Consider the following 18,191-nt stretch of genomic DNA (forward strand, 5'->3'; position numbering starts at 1 on the left):
CTTCAATACCAGGCAATGACCCGGCACGGACCACCCGAACCACCCGCATGCGTCGGCGCTCCCACCATCACCGTGGCGCCGACGGCCGGAAGTGCGGACAGGTTTGCAAGGGCTTCGACTGCGTACTTTCCTGAGCCCAAAGCGCTTCGGTGAGCCCCGTGGGTGGTGCTTCGGCCCGCGTCGATACTGAGGGTGTCCGAACCCACGGCCGCTATGTCGCGCTCGCGGACGAGAAAGTCGATCGCTTCGGGGGCGAATCCCGGAGTGTGTTGCACGCCGTGTACATCTCGATTCGTGAAGGCCCCGCCGGCACCGGCCCGGGTATCCCAACCCGAGTTCATCGCAACCAGGCTGCGAGGAGAGATCGTCCCGTGGACGGCTTCCCAATCGAGGATGTCCTGACGGGTGAGCAACGCGTCAGGGTCGACGGCGGCTCGGGCGCTGATATCGACGACCGCGATCGGTACGACGAGGTCGGTGACTGGAATCTTCTCGACGGTGATTCCGTCCGCACTGGCGTGCGCGGGCGCGTCGATGTGCGTCCCGGTGTGTTCCTCGAGGCGGAGTTCGTTGAGGTAGAAGTTTCCGCCGAAACCAGAGGACCCGAGCGAGCCCAGTGACCCGCCGGCGTCGGCGATCTTCGCCAGGTTCCTCATCTCGAACGAGCGCGCGCCCGGCCACACCGGGAAATCCGGGGTCAGTACATGGGTCAGATCGACGATGGTCCGACCCGATGGCGCTGCCGACGCAGTGGGCTGCACCGCGCCGGCCACGACGGTCGCACCGAGCGCAGTAGTGCCGAGCGCCGCGAACATAGATCGTCGGCTGACTTTCCGGCCCTCTCGTCCGATCGATTCGTAGACCTCCGACAACACCTTCGGTGAGCACATCAGAAACTCCAGATCACTGGGATCAACACCGTCGCAACTACCAGGAACCACAACAACATCGGGAGTCCGAGCTTCCAGTAGTCGCCGAACTTGTATCCGCCAGGTCCCATCACCATCATGTTCGCGGGAGTGGCGACGGGCGTCAGGAAGGAGGCTGCGGCAGCGACGGTCACCGTCATCAGAAGGGGCAGCACCGAGATATCGAGTTCGCTGGCGACCGAGATGGCGATCGGCGTGATGATCAGCGCGGTCGCGGTGTTGCTGATCAGCTGACCCAGCGTCGCCGTCACGACGAAGAGTCCGGCGACGACGACATACGGGCTTGCACCACCGACGACGTCGACGAAGGCATGAGCGAGTTTCTCGGCTGCGCCGGTCTGCTGGATCGCGGTCGAGAGCGGGATCATTCCGCCGACGAGAATCAACGTGGTCCACGAGATGGACCGATGCGCTTGCTCCACGCTGATCACTCGTAACAAAACCATCGCACACGCCGCGAGGAGTCCGGCTATCGCCGACGGCACCAATCCGAAGGTCAGCAACACGACCATCGCCGCGACGACGACGAGGGCGATGACCGCGCGAGTTCCCAACGGCGCTGCCTGCTTACGGATCTGACCAGGTGCGTCGACCACGAGGACATTCGGATCGACCGCGGTGTGGGTGTCGAGATCGTCCCAGCTGCCTTGCAGGAGGAGCGTGTCACCTGCCGCCAACTTGACGCCCTTCGGGCCGCAGTCCTCACCGGCACGCTGGACCGCGAGGATCACCAGATCGCCACTGTCGGTCACCATGCCGGGAAAAGCCCTGTCGCCGATCATTTCCGAGCGCGGCGGGATTATCACTTCGACCACACCGTCGTGCTTGGTGATCAAGGGCTCTGCGGACGGCGCATCCTTGCCCATCAACTGATACTGCTTCGCGAGGGTCTTGGCGTGCCGACTCAGGTCAGGCGACATCGACGTCCCCGCACGATGGGGGAGGACGTGAGGACCGAGAAGTACGGCGATCGCGATCGTTCCCAATACGAGCGGCGCACCGACCAAGGTGAAACTGAAGAACCCGAAAGCACCGGCCCCGGATTCCTCGGCGGCTTCGGAAACGATGATGTTGACCGGTGTTCCGGTCAAGGTGAGCATCGAACCGGCATGGGCGGCAAATGCCAACGGCAGAAGCAGTTGTGACGTCGACTTACCGAGACGCACTGCCAAGACGACCACCATCGGCACCAGCGCGGCTACGGCTCCGTTGACGCTGATCAATGCGGTCAACGCGGCAACCAGCAACATGATCGCACTCAAGAGACGGACTCGGGATTCACCGACTTTTGCCAGCAATTTCTCGCCCGCCCACGTGGTGACACCGGTGGCGTCGAGGGCTTCGCTGACGACGAAGAGCGCGGCGATGAACACCACCGTGGGATCGCCGAATCCGGCAAGCGCCTGCTCCATCGTGATGACACCGGTGGCGTAGAGCGCCAGGGCAGTGCCGATCGCGATGATGCCGACCGGGATTCGGCCGATCACGAACAGCGCCACGACCAGTGCAAGCACGACAAAGGTGATGGTGATGTCATTCACGATTCGTAAAGGTACCTGCTCATACAGAACGGCCCCGTCTCGCAAGGGAGACGGGGCCGTGGGACGGACGCGAAGGAATTAGTTGGAGGCGGCGATGCGAGCCTTCTCGAGAGCGGCCAGCGTGCGAAGAACCGTGGCCTTCTGCTTGTTGAGATCGCTCAGTCGCGCGCGCGCCGGCAACCCTTGTGCGAGTTCGGCGACCTTGATCTGCTCGTCGATCGAACCGAGCTGATCGAGAAGCCCTAGGACGCGAGCCTGGAGCGTGTCGATGTCCACGGTGTCCGTCTTGACCGGAGCGGCAACGCGCGTCGCTGTGCCCGTGCTGGCGGGGCGGGAAGCCCGTGCGGGTGACGTGTCGGCGACAACCGTTGCGGCACGGGGCCGAATTGCCTTGCGAACGGCGGCCGCATCGGGAAGGACGTCCATGCGGATCTCGTTCAGAACTCGGCGAGCCTCGCGAGCGTTGACGCGGTACTCGCGTTCTTCGTCGTCGTCGGACTGCAGCGTGCCGCCGAGCGGGCGCAGACCGTACATACCGAGGAAGCGCTTCGCGTCGTCGATGATGCCTTCGTTTTCACGACATTTTCCACAGCGGGGTTCGTTGCGGAACATGTCCACGGAGTTGTCGTCTCCGCACCAGACACAAGATCCTGGGCGCCACCGCCGGATCGTCGGAACTGATGAATTCAGGGAATGAGATTCGGGCCGGGATTCCAGGGTTTGCGCGTCGATCACGACGAGCCACACTAGGCGAAGATTGCGGCGCGGTGAACACCGCCCCAACATCGACCTGGGTTTCTGGTCGTGGGCGTGATCAAGATCATGCTGAATGCCGTATTCGGTGGTATTCGTGTGTCCCACAGGTGGTTTCATGATGACCGGGTGGTCTGTTTCTGTGGTGTTCACGAAGACGACGACGGGCGCGTACCAGTGACCGTGAAGTCACAGGTACGCGCCCGTAGAGCAGCGTGAGACTAGGCGCTGCCGTTGAACAGCGAAGTCACAGAACCGTTCTCGAAAACTTCCTTGATGGTGCGAGCCAGCAGCGGTGCGATGGACAGCACCGTCAGCGTCGGGAACTTCTTCGACTCGTCGATCGGAAGTGTATTGGTGACAACAACTTCCTTTGCGCCACACGTCGACAGGCGCTCGGCAGCAGGGTCGGAGAGGACGCCGTGGGTTGCAGCGATGACGACGTCACCCGCTCCGGCCTCCTTGAGTACCTTGACCGCGCCGGCGATGGTTCCGCCGGTGTCGATCATGTCGTCGATCAGGATGCAGGTGCGACCTTCGACATCACCGACGACGCGGTTGGACTTGACCTGGTTGGGTACCAAGGGATCGCGCGTCTTGTGAATGAACGCCAGCGGCGCTCCGCCGAGCGAGTCGGCCCATTTCTCGGCGACGCGAACGCGGCCCGAGTCGGGGGAGACCACCGTGATGTTCTCGAGGTTGTAGCCCGCGCGAATATGGTTGGCCAACTGGCTGTGTGCGTGCATGTGATCGACGGGGCCGTCGAAAAAGCCCTGGATCTGATCGGTATGAAGGTCGACCGTGATGATGCGATCGGCGCCGGCAGTCTTGAGCAGGTCAGCGATCAGGCGAGCGGAGATCGGCTCGCGTCCGCGGTGCTTCTTGTCCTGGCGGGCGTACGGGTAGAACGGAAGAACGGCGGTGATGCGCTTTGCCGATCCACGCTTGAGAGCGTCGATCATGATGAGCTGCTCCATCACCCACGTGTTCAGCGGTGCCGGATGACTCTGCAGGACGAACGCGTCGGAGCCGCGAACCGACTCTTCGAATCGAACGAAGATCTCACCGTTCGCGAAGTCGCGCGCGGTCTGCGGGGTGACGCGGATGTCGAGTTCCTTCGCCACCTGCTCCGCCAACTCGGGATGTGCGCGACCCGAGAACAACATCAGGTTCTTCTGGTTGTCGATCCAATTCGCAGTCACTGGTTCATGCCATCCTTTTGTACTTGCCGGTCGATCTGGTGGTGATCTGTGCTGTCAGGTAGTGCAGGGCTGTCAGGTTGTTGCAGGGCCGTCAGGTTGTGCAGCTGCTGCTGCAGCATCGGCCGCGGGCGTGCCGGGACGATTCTTCTGAACCCAGCCCTCGATGTTGCGCTGCAAACCACCCGAGACGGCAAGCGCCCCTGGCGGTACGTCGTTTCGCAGAACGGTTCCGGCCCCGGTGTATGCGCCGTCACCAACGGTGAGCGGGGCGACGAACATCGTGTCGGAACCGGTTCGCACATGCGACCCCACCACAGTACGGCTCTTGTTCACGCCGTCGTAATTGACGAAGACGCTCGAAGCCCCGATGTTGCTGTGATGGCCGATGGTGGCGTCGCCGACGTAGGTAAGATGCGGAATCTTCGAATGCTCGCCGATGTCCGCGTTCTTCGTTTCCACGTATGCGCCGATCTTCCCGTGGTCACCGAGGCGTGTAGCCGGCCGCAGGTAGGCGAAAGGACCGACGGTCGCGTCGGCTCCGATCACGGAGTCGGTCCCGTGGGAGCGGACGACTTGCGCGCGCTCCCCGACGCTCACGTTGTCCAAGGTGGTGTCGGGGCCGATCACGGCGTCCTCGCCCACCGACGTTGTGCCGGTCAACTGAACTCCGGGCAGGAGCGTCACGTCCTGTGCGATGTGCACGCCGCAATCGATCCACGTGCTCGCCGGATCGACGACGGTGACGCCGGCACGCATCCACGTCTCGAGGATCCGACGGTTCATCTCGCGGGCGAGCGTCGAGAGCTGCACGCGGTCGTTGGCGCCCGCGACGAGAACCGAATCCGCGATGTGCTGCGCGCGAACACGCTTGCCCGCGCGACGGGCGATCATGATCACATCAGTGAGATAGAACTCGTGCTGTGCGTTGTTGGAGTCGAGAGACGCCAGCGCATCGCGCAGAGTCTCGAAGTCGAAGGCGTAGACACCTGAATTGACCTCGGTGATCGAGCGCTGCGAATCGGTGGCTTCCTTCTCTTCGACGATGGCGTTGACTTCGCCGTCCGTCGTACGAAGGATCCGTCCGTAGCCGGTGGGGTCGAGGGCCGTCGACGTCAACACCGTGACCGCAGCCGCAGGGGCGGCAGTGTGCTGAGCGAGGAGGTCTGCGATGGTCTTGCCGTCGAGCAGCGGCACGTCGGCGGCCGTCACGAGTACGGTTCCGGCGAAGTCGGCCGGCAGACCTTCGAGTCCGCAACTGACGGCGTGCCCGGTGCCCTTCTGCTCGTCCTGAACGGCGACGGTGACGGGCCGGCCCAGTTCACCCGCGACTGCGTTGACTGCTTCGGTGACACGCTCACGATCGTGACCGACGACGGTCACCAGGTGCGTGGGGTTCAGTGAGGTTGCCGCGTGAAGCGAATGTGCCAGCATGCTGCGTCCGGCGAGAGTGTGGAGGACCTTGGGAGTCTTCGACTTCATTCGTGTACCGGCACCCGCTGCGAGAACGATCACGGCGGTCTGCACTGGTTTGAGCTCCCTCTGTCGATCAAACTGTCGATCAAGCTGTCGATCAAGACACGCATTTCCGCTCGGAAAATGCATGTTGTTCACCAGCTCCGCCGCCAGGACTCGAACCTGAACTATCTGAACCAAAATCAGAGGTGCTGCCATTACACCACGGCGGATTGCCACGCATTGCCGAGCCTTGCGGCCGAACGCGCGCAAGAATAATCGCATGCCGACCCGCCGTAGGTCGAACCGCTCCTCTGATTGGGTCCCCGAAGTCCCGATAGGCTGAGCGTCCACAGCAGTAATTTGTGTGTCGGCGAGAGGAAGACAATGGCGGCGGTGTCCGGTTCGGGTGGCGGGGATCCAGTTCCCGAACGAGTGACACGGATCCGGATGACCGGTACCCAACGTCGGCAACAACTGATCGAGATCGGGCGGGCATTGTTCGCCGAACGGGGATACGAAGCGACCTCGATCGAGGAGATCGCCCAGCGAGCAAACGTGTCCAAGCCGGTCGTGTACGAGCACTTCGGCGGCAAGGAGGGGCTTTACGCCGTAGTAGTGGACCGGGAGATGTCGCGACTCCTCGAGATGATCACGTCTTCGCTCTCGCAAAATCGCTCGAGAGTTCGAGTCGAGCGGGTTGCGTTGGCTTTGCTCACCTACGTGGAAGAGCACACTGACGGATTTCGGATACTCGTGCGCGATTCGTCCGTTGTTGCGCCCAGTGGGACGTATTCGAGCTTGCTCAACGATGCGATCAGTCAGGTGGGCTACCTGCTTGCGGGGGACTTCTCCAGACGCGGTTTCGACCCCGGACTAGCAACGATGTACGCACAGGCGCTTGTCGGCATGGTGTCCACTACGGCTACTTGGTGGCTCGACGAGCGGACTCCGTCGAAGGAAGTTGTCGCCGCTCACCTCGTGAATTTGTGTTGGAATGGGCTGACGAATCTGGAAGCCGACCCACAATTGGAGGGTTAACCAGGCGCGCCTGCCGCGCAGAGATGGATCGCGGTCTAAGCTGTGTTCGCTGTATCACGATCGTTTGATGGGCAAATGTCTCATTTGTTTGCAGGGTGGGTTGAATGCCGAACCGTGCCTTCCATTTTGACGCTGTGAACGGGTAAGACCAAGGATTCGTTCGATGTGTGGTGATTGGAGGCCGGATCGATGGTGAGGCAAGAACGGGCAGAAGCCACCCGTGATTCGGTGCTGCGCGGAGCAGCGGGTGTGTTCTTGCGCCTGGGTTATGCCAATGCCAGCTTGAGCGAGATCATCGCCGAGTCGCAGGTGACCAAAGGCGCGCTGTACTTCCATTTCGGGTCCAAGGAAGAACTCGCGCGGGCGGTGATCGACGAGGGTTCGGCGCGTTTCGACGCAAAATGTGAGCTCTGGTTGGACCGTCGCACTCCCGCACTCGAGTCGCTGATCGGTATTTCGTCGGTCATCGTCGACATCGGTGCGCATGACGCCATGGTTAGAGCAACGTTCCGCTTGTTGGTCGAGATCGGGGACTATCGGGGCTCCGGGCCGGCGACTCTGGACGTGTGGCTCGATATTTACCGTGAACTTGCCAGCCGTGCGGCAGACGAAGGTGATCTGCGTTCGGACGCGGATTCTGCTGACATCGCTCGTTTCCTGTTGGAAGTGGCGTCCGGAGTTCGGCTGATGGCAGCCGCGACCGGGACCGTTCGTGAGCTTTCGGACTCCATGAAGGCATCGTGGAACCTGATACTCCCGATCGTGGTCCCGGAATCGAAAGTGGAGTACTTCAGGCAATTCGCGGCCCGCCGCCTTGCCAGCGATCACTGAAATCACTGACTCTCCGCACTGCTCCTTTGGCCAGTTTGCTGCAAATGTCCTGGTAGCGACATTGTTCTCTTTGTTCTGCATTCGAAACAAACTAAGAGTATGTTTATAGTGTTGATGGGAATCTGGAAGTCTGATCTTGCCCATCATCTTCGGATTGCGGTATGTTCTACCGGTAGCTGAAGAATTGCTGAGAATGAAGGTTTGTCAGGGCAGGGTGACGGCGTCGGCGCACCGGGCAGCATAGGGGGCTGCCCGGCGTGTACGACCCCAGATGGGGAGTCAACAGATGGGTGACACTGCGCCGACGCCGATGCTCGATATCGGCCCGCGGATCGGCTGTGACGTAGTGAACGTCGTGGATGTCACTCGAAGTATCGAACTCTTCGGGCGGAGGTATCTCGATCGGACCTTCACCCCGCACGAATTGCAGACGTGCGCCGGGCCGGCACGGGATCAACGATTGGCTGCACGCTTCGCCGCCAAAGAGGCTGTTGTGAAGGTACTGCGGCCCGGTGATGTCCCCGTTCCGTGGAATTCCATCGAAATCACTCGGGCCGAGTGGGGTGGCTGTGGGGTGACGCTGTCCGGTAATGCCGCGGAACTCGCGCGGGCCCAGGATCTGCACGATTTTCAAGTATCTATCTCGCACGAAGCGGACGTGGCCATCGCAATGGTGATCGCAACACGCTCGGGCGCTCGCATCGAAAAGAAGGACGACATCGCTGATGATTGATCAGGCAATTCGGAAAGTGCTCGTCGAGCACGGTCGACTGGCAGTCGACGTGAGCACGATCGATGGAGAGGCCGATCTTTACGAGTTGGGTTTGACGTCGCACGCGAGCGTGAATGTCATGTTGGCGCTGGAGGATTCGTTCGACATCGAGTTTCCTGACGAGTTGTTGCGGAAGAGTACCTTCGCAAGCGTCAAGGCGATCGAGGGTGCGTTGACGGAGTTGGGTGCTGCATGAACGCTCCGCAATCGCAGTGCGCCACCGGGACAGCCCTCGAGCGGGCCACACGGTTGGCCGACGAAGTTGCAGCGGTGTGGGCCGACGAAGTCGATGCCGAGGCAAGGTTTCCGCGTGAAACTGTCGACGCCATGCGAAGCGAACGGCTGCTGTCGGTAGCTGTGCCGAGGGAACTAGGCGGCGAAGGACTCTCGCTGCAGGAAGTGTCGCAGATCGCCCGTGTGATCGGAACACGCTGTGCAGCAAGCGGAATGATTTTCGCGATGCATCAGACGCAGATCTACTCGTTGGTCAAGCACGGCAACACCGAAGCGCTACGCGGGTTTGTCGAAGAAACGGTCGACAAGCAACTGCTGTTGGCATCGGCAACCACTGAGCTGGGAATCGGTGGTGACGTCAGCCGGAGTTATTGCGCGGTCGAAGACTTGGGCGGTCATCTGCTGTTGATCAAGAACGCGCCTGTCATTTCGTACGGCGAACACTCCGACGCGATAGTCGTGACGGCTCGGCGAACCCCGGAGAGTCAGCCGAACGATCAGGTTCTCGTTGTGTGTCGTACCCCAGACCTGACGCTCGAACGCACCACCGAGTGGAACACGCTGGGACTCAGGGGAACTTGCAGTCTTGGTTACATCCTTCGGGCCACCTCGACGCCCGAGATGGTCGCCGACGTACCGTATTCCGATATCTCCACCCATACGATGCTTCCGGTCTCGCACGTCGTCTGGAGCTCGGTGTGGTTGGGAATTGCCGACGCTGCAGTCGAGAAGGCACGCAAGTACGTGCGTGCCGCCGCCCGCAAGCAGCCCGGAGTCACTTCCCCCGGAGCGCTGCGGCTCGCCGAAGTTGCTGCTTCGGCACAACAATTCGCCGATCTCGTCGACGCCTCTGCACGCAGGTACGACCGCGCAGTCCACGCTGCGGAAGGCGCCGCCGATTTCGAGGCGACAGGAGCGGTGGGCTTTTCGCTCGCGATGAACAACCTGAAAGTCACAGCCTCCACCGCGGTGGTGGAAATCGTGGGGCAGACAATGCTGATCTGTGGCATCTCGGGATATCGCGAGGACACCGAATTTTCGCTCGGTCGGCACCTTCGTGACGCGCACGGCGCAGCGGTGATGGTGAACAACGATCGAATCATGGCAGGTTCAGCTCACATGGCTATCGGATACCGGGGAACGCTATGACGACGGAGAATGTGACAACCGAGACTGTGACAGGCGAGACCGATCTGGATCGGGCTCGGGCTGCATTTCAACGCGAACTGCTCGTCGAAGGACTACTCGTCGAGACAGAGGTACCGGGACTCTACGGGCGTTCCGGCGTGTTCGAGGACATCGTCGACGGTATCGACCGAGTGGTGGTTGCAGCGGGGCCAGGCGACGCCGCGACTCGGCTGCGGTTCCCGCCGGTGTTCCCTCGTAGCAGTTTCGAGCGCACCGACTACATCGCTTCGTTTCCCAACCTCACCGGCGCCATCAACACCTTCGCTGGTTCCAATCGCGATCACGCGCGACTGCTGGCCGATCGCGCCGACGGACAATCGTGGGATCGCCACCTCGAGCCGACCGAGACCATGCTCGTCTCCGCAGCGTGCCATCCTGCCTATGCGCGATACACCGGAGTTCTCCCCGAAGGCGGGGTGCTGCTGGACATCTACGGTTTTTGCTTCCGGCACGAACCGGCGATCGATCCGGCTCGCATGCAAGCGTTTCGGATGCACGAGTTCGTGACGATCGGTAACGCCGCGGCAGCGCGAGCGCATCGCGAGCACTGGATCGAGCGGGGGCTCGAGGTGCTCGGCCGGCTCGAACTCGACGCCACCCCGGTGATTGCCAATGATCCTTTCTTCGGACGCGCCGGAAAGATGCTTGCAGCCAACCAGCGTGAAGAGAATCTCAAGACGGAACTGACGGTTCGGCTCTACGGAGATCTCGACGAGGGCACGGCGATCGTGTCCTCGAACAACCATCTCGACCATTTCGGTGTCAACTTCGACATCCGAACGGCGGAGGGGGAGGTGGCGCACAGCTCGTGCGTCGGCTTCGGGATGGAGCGAATCGCGTTGTCCTTGTTGCGGACTCATGGTCTTGATGTGGCTGCGTGGCCAACCTCCGTACGCGAACGAATGGGCATCTGATGTCCCGGCTCATCGACATTTCACCTGATCGCTACCAACCCCATTCGTTGCACCAGGACGACCGGGTGTGGGCGCAGACCAACTGCTATACGGATCTGTGGATCGAAGTGTTGCATTCGCTGGGATTGGACCCCGTCCCGGCGCTGGCATGTGCCTTCTCATCGCGGTTCGACGGGACTCAGTGGACGTTCCTCAAGCTCAAGGCCGAGGACATCTACGCGCTGTACGGAATCGAAGTCGCCGAGATGAACGTCTGGCGGGCCCCGCTGATCCATGTCGAGGACAACCTCGCGGTTGGGATGCTGTCGACGGTTGAAGTCGACGGATACTGGCTTCCCGACACTCTCGGAACGAGTTATCACGAGGGGCACACCAAGACCACGATCGTGCCCAATCGGATCGATCGCGTTGCCGGCGAGCTCGAATACTTCCACAACAGCGGGTACTACTTGCTGCGAGGCGACGATTTCTCCGGTGTCTTCGATCTCGATCGTTCCTCACTTCCTTCGTTCGTGCCCTACGTCGAACAGATCAGGTTGAATCCGGTTCACGCGACCAACGCCGGAAACATCGCCGAAGTGGCTCGGCGGAACGTAGCGGTTCGAGCCGCGGGTAATCCCGTGCGAGAGCTGGGACGCCGGGTGATCGACGACCTCGAATGGGTGCAGGGGGCGGGTATGGATGCCTTTCACCTCTGGTCCTTCGGGCTACTTCGTCAGTGTGGTGCCAGCGCGGAGCTGGCAGCCGACGCCAGCGAGTTTTTGGACACTGCAGGTTTCTCCGGGACAGGCGAAGCTGCGCCAGATTTCCGCAAAGTGGCGTCCGGGGCCAAGAGCGTGCAGTTTCAGATGGCGCGTGCCTCCAGGGGCCGCGCGGTGGACCCGCGTGAGCAACTCGACGAGATGGCCGTGTCGTGGAAGAGGGCGATGGAAGTCGTTGCCGACGCAATCGGCGTCGACTCCCATCGACACTTGAGGTTGGTCTAACAGTGCCTCGTTCGTCAGCAGACCTGCTGGCCGGCGCGATATGGCGATGCGCTGCAACCGAACCCGGATCCATATCTGATCCGGATGCCCTCGAAACCGTGACCGAGTGGGTCGCAGCGTCTGTGCCTGGGACAGTCGTTGGTGCGATTCAGGCGGCGCAAACGGACGCCGGACGCACGAAGTCCGTTGCATCGTCGTCGGTTTCATCGTCGTCGGTTTCATCATCGGACTGGTGGTTCGTGACTACCGTGGCCACGACCGGTGAGGGGTCGTGGCTGCTCCAGTTCGACGGTGTGACGGCGTTTGCCGATGTCTGGATCGGCGGCGTCCATGTCGCGTCCACTGAATCCATGTTCACGCCTGGGGAAGTGAGCATTCCGGCCGTAGTCGGCGCTGGTAAACGCGTCCAGGTCGCTATTCATTTTCATTCTCTGTCCGCGATTCTGAGATCGAGGCGTCCTCGAGGACGTTGGCGCTCGTCGATGGTCCGTGAACAGGGTCTTCGGTGGATCCGAACCACGATGCTCGGTATGGCTCCCGTATTCAGTGGCGTTCCGGTACCGGTGGGACCGTGGCGGGGTATCCGTTTGTTGGACAAGGGATTTGCCGCCGTAGTCTCGGCTGTCAAGCACGCGAGTGTTGACGGCACAACCGGTCACGTTGCCGTCAGCGCTCGGCTCACCGGATTGCCGGCCTCGCTGGAGTACGTGACCGTGCGCGTCGGCGAACACTCGCGACAATTGGCTGTAATTGCCGGACCGGACGGATTCCTCGAGGTGTCCGGCGTCGTCGAAGTGCCGGACGCGCAGTTGTGGTGGCCGCACACTCATGGCGCTCCTCGCACGTATCCGGTGACGATAGAAACGGTCGGAGTCTCCGAGCATCTCGGTTCAGTGGGCTTCCGGACGGTGGAGGCCGACAGATCCGATGGTGGATTCCGTTTGAATGTCAACGGCATCCGGGTGTACTGCCGTGGTTCGGTGTGGGTGCCGACCGACCCGATCTCGCTTCAAGACGACGCCGGCACCACTCGTGTCTTGGAACGCCTGGCTGAGGCGGGCCTGAACATGATTCGAATCCCGGGGACGATGGTCTACGAGAGCGACCACTTCTGGGAGGAATGCGCGCGACTGGGCATTCTCGTGTGGCAGGACATGATGTTGGCGACGCTTGATCCGCCCGACACCGACGAATTCTTCGAACTCGTTGCAGCAGAGGTCACCGCGTTCTTGCACAGAGTGCGTGGAAATCCCGCTTTGGCAGTCTTCTGCGGCGGCAGCGAGACCGAACAGCAGCCGACCATGCTGGGCTTGGTCGATCAACACATCCCGCTCATTCATTCGAGACTGCCGGAGCTGATCTCAGCGGTGGCACCTGAACTCGAATACGTGACGTCGTCGCCCTCGGCGCCTCGCGGGGGAGAGCAATTGGCAACGCATGTCGGAAGCGGGGTCGCTCACTACTTCGGGGTGGGTGCCTATCGTCGTCCACTGGCCGACGTGCTCAGCGCGCGAGTACGTTTTGCGACCGAATCATTGGCATTTTCGATTCCACCGTCGAATGCCGTGATCGAGAACGAATTCGGTTCGCTCGCCGTCGCAGGGCACCACCCGGCATGGAAAGCCGCGGTGCCGCGGGACAACGGATCGTCGTGGGATTTCGAGGATGTTCGGGATCACTACGTCCACGCGCTTTTCGGCGAAGACGCTCGTGAAGTCCGGTGGTCCGACCCGGAACGCTATCTCGACCTGGGGCGAGCAGCCGTATGTGAGGCGTTCGCCTCGACGCTCGGCTATTGGCGTCGCCCGGATTCTCGGTGCGACGGCGCCTTGACACTCGCACTGCGAGACCTGGAGCCCGGGCCGGGATGGGGGGTCCTCGATTGGAGCGGCAGCCCCAAGGCTCCGTGGTTCGTGCTCCGTAGGAGCGCCAAACCGATCGCGCTCCTCGTCACGGACGACGGTATGGACGGACTGAGGCTCGACGCGATCAACGAGACTGCCGAACCTGTCGTCGGCGAGATCAGGTTTCGAGCGCACAGTCGGTCAGGTGTCGTCCCAGTCGACGTCGCGCTACCGGTCAAGGTGGAATCGCACTCGAGTCTGACCTGGTCCGTGGACAGCCTTGTCGGCCGTTTCACCGACCTCACTCACGTCTTTCAGTTCGGGGCGCGGACATACGACGCCGTCACCGTCACGCTCGAAGACGAAGACGGCGAGATGGTGGACGAAGTGGTGCACCTCCTGGGGAGTCCGGCACGGCCCCTCGAGCGGTCGGTCGGACTTGTCGCCACGGCGCGCAACGTCGGCGACGAAGAGTGGGTAGTCGACGTCTCGACGGATGCTTCCGCCCAATACGTTGCCCTCGAACTGCAGGGCTTCGAGCCCGAAGACTCCTGGTTCCACCTCGCGCCGAACGGTCGCAGGACTGTACGTCTACGGAGAACCAGCCAGGCAACGAAGGTAATCGGCCGGGTTCGGGCGCTCAACTCTCACACCAGCGTGGCCGTGGCACCGCCGAGCGCCCCGGCCACCCGATCTTCACCGGCCAAGCGGACGACGAAGAAGCCGAGCGTTACGGGAAACTGAACGGATCGGACTGCGCTGCGAGATCGCGCACCGATAGAATCGAACCGGCGCACAACTCTGCCTCGGTGGAGATCTTGCGCTCGGGCTGTGCGTCCGCAACCCGTCATCACTGTTCAGGAGTGCGTTCGTTGACTTCCTTGTCCTCTGCCCAGACTGCGCTCGCTGGACTCGCCGAGGTCGCCCTCGCAGACGCCGCGTTCACTCCAGTGATCGACTCGATCGGTGCGCCTGCCCTGGACATCGTGGCGCCGAAGCCGGCTCGACCATTCATCGCCGCTGCACTTGCCGCGCGCACTCCGGTGCTGCTGGTGACGGCCACCGGTCGCGAAGCCGACGATCTGACGTCAGAACTCACCGAGATGCTCGGTGGAGGCGTCGCGCAGTTCCCGTCGTGGGAAACATTGCCGCACGAGCGACTGTCGCCGAGCGCGGACACCGTCGGGCGACGGGTGGAGGTACTGCGCCGACTCGCCAGACCAGACGACGCCTCGTACGGCTCGCCTCTTCGGGTGATCGTGACCACGGTGCGCTCTCTCGTTCAGCCGATGGCGCCGGGTCTTGGCGAGATCGAGCCGATCACGTTGCGCGTCGGCACCGAGATCGATTTCGATTCTGTTCTGGTTCGTCTGGTGGAGATGGCGTACAGCCGTGTCGACATGGTGGGAAAGCGTGGTGAGTTCGCGGTCCGCGGCGGCATTCTCGACCTGTTCTCGCCGACGGCGGATCATCCGGTACGTATCGAATTCTGGGGTGACGAGGTATCGGAGCTTCGGTACTTCTCTGTCGCCGATCAGCGTTCGCTACCGGACGTCGACGTCGATTCCGTGATCGCGCCGCCGTGTCGTGAGCTGATTCTGACAGCTGATGTTCGCGATCGAGCTGCGGCACTCGCTGCTGAGAATCAGGCTGACGCGTCGTTGGTCGAGATGCTGGACAAGATCTCGGCAGGCATCCCCGTCGAGGGGATGGAAGCTCTGCTCCCGGTTCTCAAACCCGGTGAACTGCAACTACTTTCCGATGTCCTTCCGGTAGGGGCGCACATCCTTCTGTGCGATCCGGAGAAGGTGCGCACCCGCGCCACCGATCTGGTGCGCACCGGCCAGGAATTCTTGGAAGCGTCGTGGACGGCGGCGTCGATCGGCGGCGCTGCACCGCTCGACACGTCGATCCTCAACGGCGGGGGAGTCGATCTCGGTGCCTCCGCATACCGGTCGCTTCGTCATGTTCGCGAATCTGCCGAAGCTGCCGGCCGTCCGTGGTGGACGGTCAGTCCGCTGGCGTCGGGAAATGGTGAAGAACTGGAAATCCCGGTTCAGGCGGCACCGCAGGTACGTGGTTCCGACGACCTCTTGGCCGAGCTGTTCGTCAGCCTCCGGGCACACGTGAGCACGGGCGGTCGCGCGGCGATCGTGGTGGCAGGCGCCGGCACAGCAAGCCGAGTCGTCGAGCGACTCGGTGAAGCCGAAGTACCCGCCAAGATGCTCGATGGCGGAGCGACCCCTGCCCGCGGACAGGTCGCGGTGCTCCGCGGGTCTCTGCACGACGGACTGGTACTCGCCGGCGACGACTCGACGCCGGGGATGGTGATCGTCACCGAGTCCGATCTGACGGGCAACCGCGTTGCTGCGGTCGGCGACGGAAAGCGCTTGCCGGCCAAGCGCCGGAATCAGGTCGATCCCCTCGCGCTGTCTGCAGGGGACATGGTCGTGCACGATCAGCACGGTATCGGCCGGTTCGTCGAGATGGTCGAACGCACCATCGGCGGGGCGCGTCGTGAATACCTGGTCATCGAGTACGCGCCGAGCAAGCGTGGTCACCCGGGTGATCGTCTGTTCGTCCCGATGGAATCGCTCGATCAACTCTCCCGGTACGTCGGTGGAGAGTTGCCTGCGCTGAGCAAGCTCGGTGGATCCGACTGGGCGAACACCAAGCGTAAGGCCCGCAAGGCGGTTCGTGAGATCGCGGGTGAGTTGGTTCAGCTCTACGCTGCGCGTCAGGCGGCCCCGGGGCATGCGTTCGGCCCGGACACGCCGTGGCAGAAGGAACTCGAAGACGCATTCGCCTTCACCGAGACCATCGACCAGTTGACCGTCATCAGTGAGGTCAAGGCCGACATGGAGAAGCCGGTTCCGATGGACCGGGTGGTGATCGGTGACGTCGGGTACGGCAAGACGGAGATCGCCGTTCGTGCCGCGTTCAAGGCAGTCCAGGACGGCAAGCAGGTGGCGGTACTGGTCCCGACGACTCTGCTTGCACAGCAACATCTTCAGACATTCACCGAACGAATGGCGTCGTTCCCGGTGAAGGTGCGAGGGCTGTCCCGTTTCACCGACGCCAAGGACTCGAAGGAAATCATCGCCGGCATGGCCGAAGGCGAGATCGACATCGTCGTCGGTACTCACCGGTTGCTGCAGACCGGTATTCGCTGGAAGGACCTCGGGCTTGTGATCGTCGACGAGGAACAGCGATTCGGAGTCGAGCACAAGGAACACATCAAGGCACTACGCACCCACGTCGACGTCTTGACGATGTCGGCTACCCCGATTCCTCGTACTCTCGAGATGAGCATGGCCGGGATCCGCGAGATGTCCACGATCCTCACACCGCCGGAAGAACGTCATCCGATCCTCACTTACGTCGGCGCGTATGCGGACAAGCAGGTTGCCGCGGCCATCCGGCGTGAACTTCTGCGCGACGGTCAGGTCTTCTACGTACACAACCGTGTCAGCTCGATCGACAAGGCGGCCAAGAAGATCCGTGAACTCGTCCCGGAGGCTCGCGTCGTCGTCGCGCACGGTCAGATGAACGAGGACACTCTCGAAAAGACCGTGCAGGGCTTCTGGGAACGCGACTTCGACGTGTTGGTCTGTACCACGATCATCGAAACCGGTCTGGACATCTCGAACGCGAACACACTGATCGTCGAACGTGCGGACTCGCTTGGCCTCTCGCAGTTGCATCAGCTTCGCGGACGCGTCGGGCGTAGTCGTGAACGTGGATACGCATACTTCTTGTACCCGGCCGAAAAGCCTTTGACGGAAACGGCATACGATCGGCTGGCAACGATTTCGCAGAATTCGGACCTCGGCGCTGGTATGGCAGTCGCGATGAAGGACCTCGAAATCCGTGGAGCCGGAAACGTTCTGGGCGCAGAGCAGTCCGGCCACGTCGCGGGTGTCGGGTTCGATCTGTATGTCAGGCTGGTCGGTGAGGCGGTCGAAGCCTTCCGGGCTGCAGCCGACGGCAAACCGATCACCATGGACGAGGGCACGAAGGAAGTCCGGATCGACCTACCGGTGGACGCGCACATCCCGCCCGACTACGTCACCAGTGACAGGCTCAGGTTGGAGGGGTACCGCAAGCTCGCTGCGGCAACTGATTCCGACGGCATCGCTGCCGTAGTCGAAGAACTGGTCGATCGCTACGGCCCACTGCCCGAAGAGGTTCGACGGCTGATCTCGGTGGCCAAGCTTCGACTGCTCTGCCGCGAGTACCAACTGGAGGAAGTCGCCGTCACCGGAACTCAGCTCAAGATCTCGCCGATGTCACTGCCCGATTCCAAACAGATCAGGCTCAAGAGGATCTATCCGAGCGCGCAGTACCGGGCAACGACCGGGCTCGTGCAACTCCCGCTGCCTCGCACCGGCGGAGTCGGCTCGGATCGCCTGCGGGACGTCGAACTACTTCAATACATCGCGGACTTCATCCTGGCGATAGACGGGCGCGCCGCCGGTGCCGTCCTGGTCGAGGCGTGAGCACT

14 protein-coding genes and 1 tRNA gene are annotated in these 18,191 nt (G+C 62.2%); 9 read left to right on the forward strand and 6 right to left on the reverse strand.

What is annotated here, in order from left to right; translation table 11 throughout:
* Positions 1-2: 2 nt before the first annotated feature.
* The 6 genes from QMA15_RS18325 to QMA15_RS18350 form a co-directional block, all read right to left on the reverse strand.
* On the reverse strand, positions 3-890 hold the full coding sequence (locus QMA15_RS18325) for a cyclase family protein (protein WP_279163672.1): 888 nt from the start codon (positions 888-890) through the stop codon (positions 3-5).
* Positions 890-2,470 carry an SLC13 family permease gene (locus tag QMA15_RS18330; RefSeq protein ID WP_021345090.1) on the reverse strand — a complete coding sequence of 527 codons (1,581 nt, stop codon included), beginning with the start codon at positions 2,468-2,470 and terminating at the stop codon, positions 890-892. The genes QMA15_RS18325 and QMA15_RS18330 overlap by 1 nt, the downstream gene beginning before the upstream one ends.
* 78 nt (positions 2,471-2,548) lie before the next feature.
* A complete protein-coding gene (locus QMA15_RS18335; RefSeq protein ID WP_024487329.1) occupies positions 2,549-3,205 on the reverse strand; it encodes a hypothetical protein in 657 nt (218 codons plus the stop codon).
* Between the two features lie 239 nt (positions 3,206-3,444).
* A complete protein-coding gene (locus QMA15_RS18340; protein WP_019744654.1) occupies positions 3,445-4,425 on the reverse strand; it encodes a ribose-phosphate diphosphokinase in 981 nt (326 codons plus the stop codon).
* Positions 4,426-4,497: 72 nt separating this feature from the next.
* On the reverse strand, positions 4,498-5,949 hold the full coding sequence (gene glmU, locus QMA15_RS18345) for a bifunctional UDP-N-acetylglucosamine diphosphorylase/glucosamine-1-phosphate N-acetyltransferase GlmU (protein ID WP_019744653.1): 1,452 nt from the start codon (positions 5,947-5,949) through the stop codon (positions 4,498-4,500).
* A 90-nt stretch (positions 5,950-6,039) separates the two neighbouring features.
* Positions 6,040-6,110: transfer RNA gene (locus QMA15_RS18350), tRNA-Gln, on the reverse strand.
* Positions 6,111-6,264: 154 nt separating this feature from the next.
* Here QMA15_RS18350 and QMA15_RS18355 point away from each other — a divergent pair.
* The 9 genes from QMA15_RS18355 to mfd all read left to right on the forward strand — a co-directional run bounded on the left by QMA15_RS18355 (position 6,265) and on the right by mfd (position 18,186).
* The gene (locus QMA15_RS18355) at positions 6,265-6,918 is read left to right on the forward strand and encodes a TetR/AcrR family transcriptional regulator (protein WP_019744652.1); all 654 of its coding nucleotides are present in this window, start codon (positions 6,265-6,267) and stop codon (positions 6,916-6,918) included.
* A 189-nt stretch (positions 6,919-7,107) separates the two neighbouring features.
* The gene (locus tag QMA15_RS18360) at positions 7,108-7,749 is read left to right on the forward strand and encodes a ScbR family autoregulator-binding transcription factor (protein WP_003946317.1); all 642 of its coding nucleotides are present in this window, start codon (positions 7,108-7,110) and stop codon (positions 7,747-7,749) included.
* Between the two features lie 286 nt (positions 7,750-8,035).
* On the forward strand, positions 8,036-8,482 hold the full coding sequence (locus tag QMA15_RS18365) for a holo-ACP synthase (RefSeq protein WP_020970291.1): 447 nt from the start codon (positions 8,036-8,038) through the stop codon (positions 8,480-8,482).
* Positions 8,475-8,717 carry an acyl carrier protein gene (locus QMA15_RS18370; RefSeq protein WP_003946296.1) on the forward strand — a complete coding sequence of 81 codons (243 nt, stop codon included), beginning with the start codon at positions 8,475-8,477 and terminating at the stop codon, positions 8,715-8,717. Before QMA15_RS18365 ends, QMA15_RS18370 begins: the two co-directional genes overlap by 8 nt.
* Entirely contained in the window at positions 8,714-9,904 is a 1,191-nt protein-coding gene (locus tag QMA15_RS18375; protein ID WP_042952515.1) for an acyl-CoA dehydrogenase family protein, read from the forward strand. Before QMA15_RS18370 ends, QMA15_RS18375 begins: the two co-directional genes overlap by 4 nt.
* Positions 9,901-10,857 (forward strand): amino acid--[acyl-carrier-protein] ligase, encoded by a 957-nt coding sequence (locus QMA15_RS18380; protein WP_021332724.1) that lies wholly within the window; start codon positions 9,901-9,903, stop codon positions 10,855-10,857. The genes QMA15_RS18375 and QMA15_RS18380 overlap by 4 nt, the downstream gene beginning before the upstream one ends.
* Positions 10,857-11,843 carry a DUF1839 family protein gene (locus tag QMA15_RS18385; protein ID WP_021332725.1) on the forward strand — a complete coding sequence of 329 codons (987 nt, stop codon included), beginning with the start codon at positions 10,857-10,859 and terminating at the stop codon, positions 11,841-11,843. The genes QMA15_RS18380 and QMA15_RS18385 overlap by 1 nt, the downstream gene beginning before the upstream one ends.
* Before the next feature lie 2 nt (positions 11,844-11,845).
* The gene (locus QMA15_RS18390) at positions 11,846-14,431 is read left to right on the forward strand and encodes an O-glycosyl hydrolase (protein ID WP_021332726.1); all 2,586 of its coding nucleotides are present in this window, start codon (positions 11,846-11,848) and stop codon (positions 14,429-14,431) included.
* A 128-nt stretch (positions 14,432-14,559) separates the two neighbouring features.
* The gene (gene mfd, locus QMA15_RS18395) at positions 14,560-18,186 is read left to right on the forward strand and encodes a transcription-repair coupling factor (RefSeq protein ID WP_031331022.1); all 3,627 of its coding nucleotides are present in this window, start codon (positions 14,560-14,562) and stop codon (positions 18,184-18,186) included.
* The last annotated feature ends 5 nt before the right edge of the window (positions 18,187-18,191 follow it).

The organism is Rhodococcus sp. APC 3903 (assembly GCF_030407755.1).
GTDB classification, from domain to species: domain Bacteria; phylum Actinomycetota; class Actinomycetes; order Mycobacteriales; family Mycobacteriaceae; genus Rhodococcus_F; species Rhodococcus_F erythropolis.

Excerpts from the sequence above, each read along its gene's own strand:
- QMA15_RS18360 (WP_003946317.1), top strand. The coding sequence starts at position 7,108 with ATGGTGAGGCAAGAACGGGCAGAAGCCACCCGTGATTCGGTGCTGCGC.
- QMA15_RS18375 (WP_042952515.1), top strand. The coding sequence starts at position 8,714 with ATGAACGCTCCGCAATCGCAGTGCGCCACCGGGACAGCCCTCGAGCGG.
- QMA15_RS18325 (WP_279163672.1), bottom strand. The coding sequence starts at position 890 with ATGTGCTCACCGAAGGTGTTGTCGGAGGTCTACGAATCGATCGGACGA.
- QMA15_RS18385 (WP_021332725.1), top strand. The coding sequence starts at position 10,857 with ATGTCCCGGCTCATCGACATTTCACCTGATCGCTACCAACCCCATTCG.
- QMA15_RS18355 (WP_019744652.1), top strand. The coding sequence starts at position 6,265 with ATGGCGGCGGTGTCCGGTTCGGGTGGCGGGGATCCAGTTCCCGAACGA.
- QMA15_RS18380 (WP_021332724.1), top strand. The coding sequence starts at position 9,901 with ATGACGACGGAGAATGTGACAACCGAGACTGTGACAGGCGAGACCGAT.
- QMA15_RS18365 (WP_020970291.1), top strand. The coding sequence starts at position 8,036 with ATGGGTGACACTGCGCCGACGCCGATGCTCGATATCGGCCCGCGGATC.
- QMA15_RS18370 (WP_003946296.1), top strand. The coding sequence starts at position 8,475 with ATGATTGATCAGGCAATTCGGAAAGTGCTCGTCGAGCACGGTCGACTG.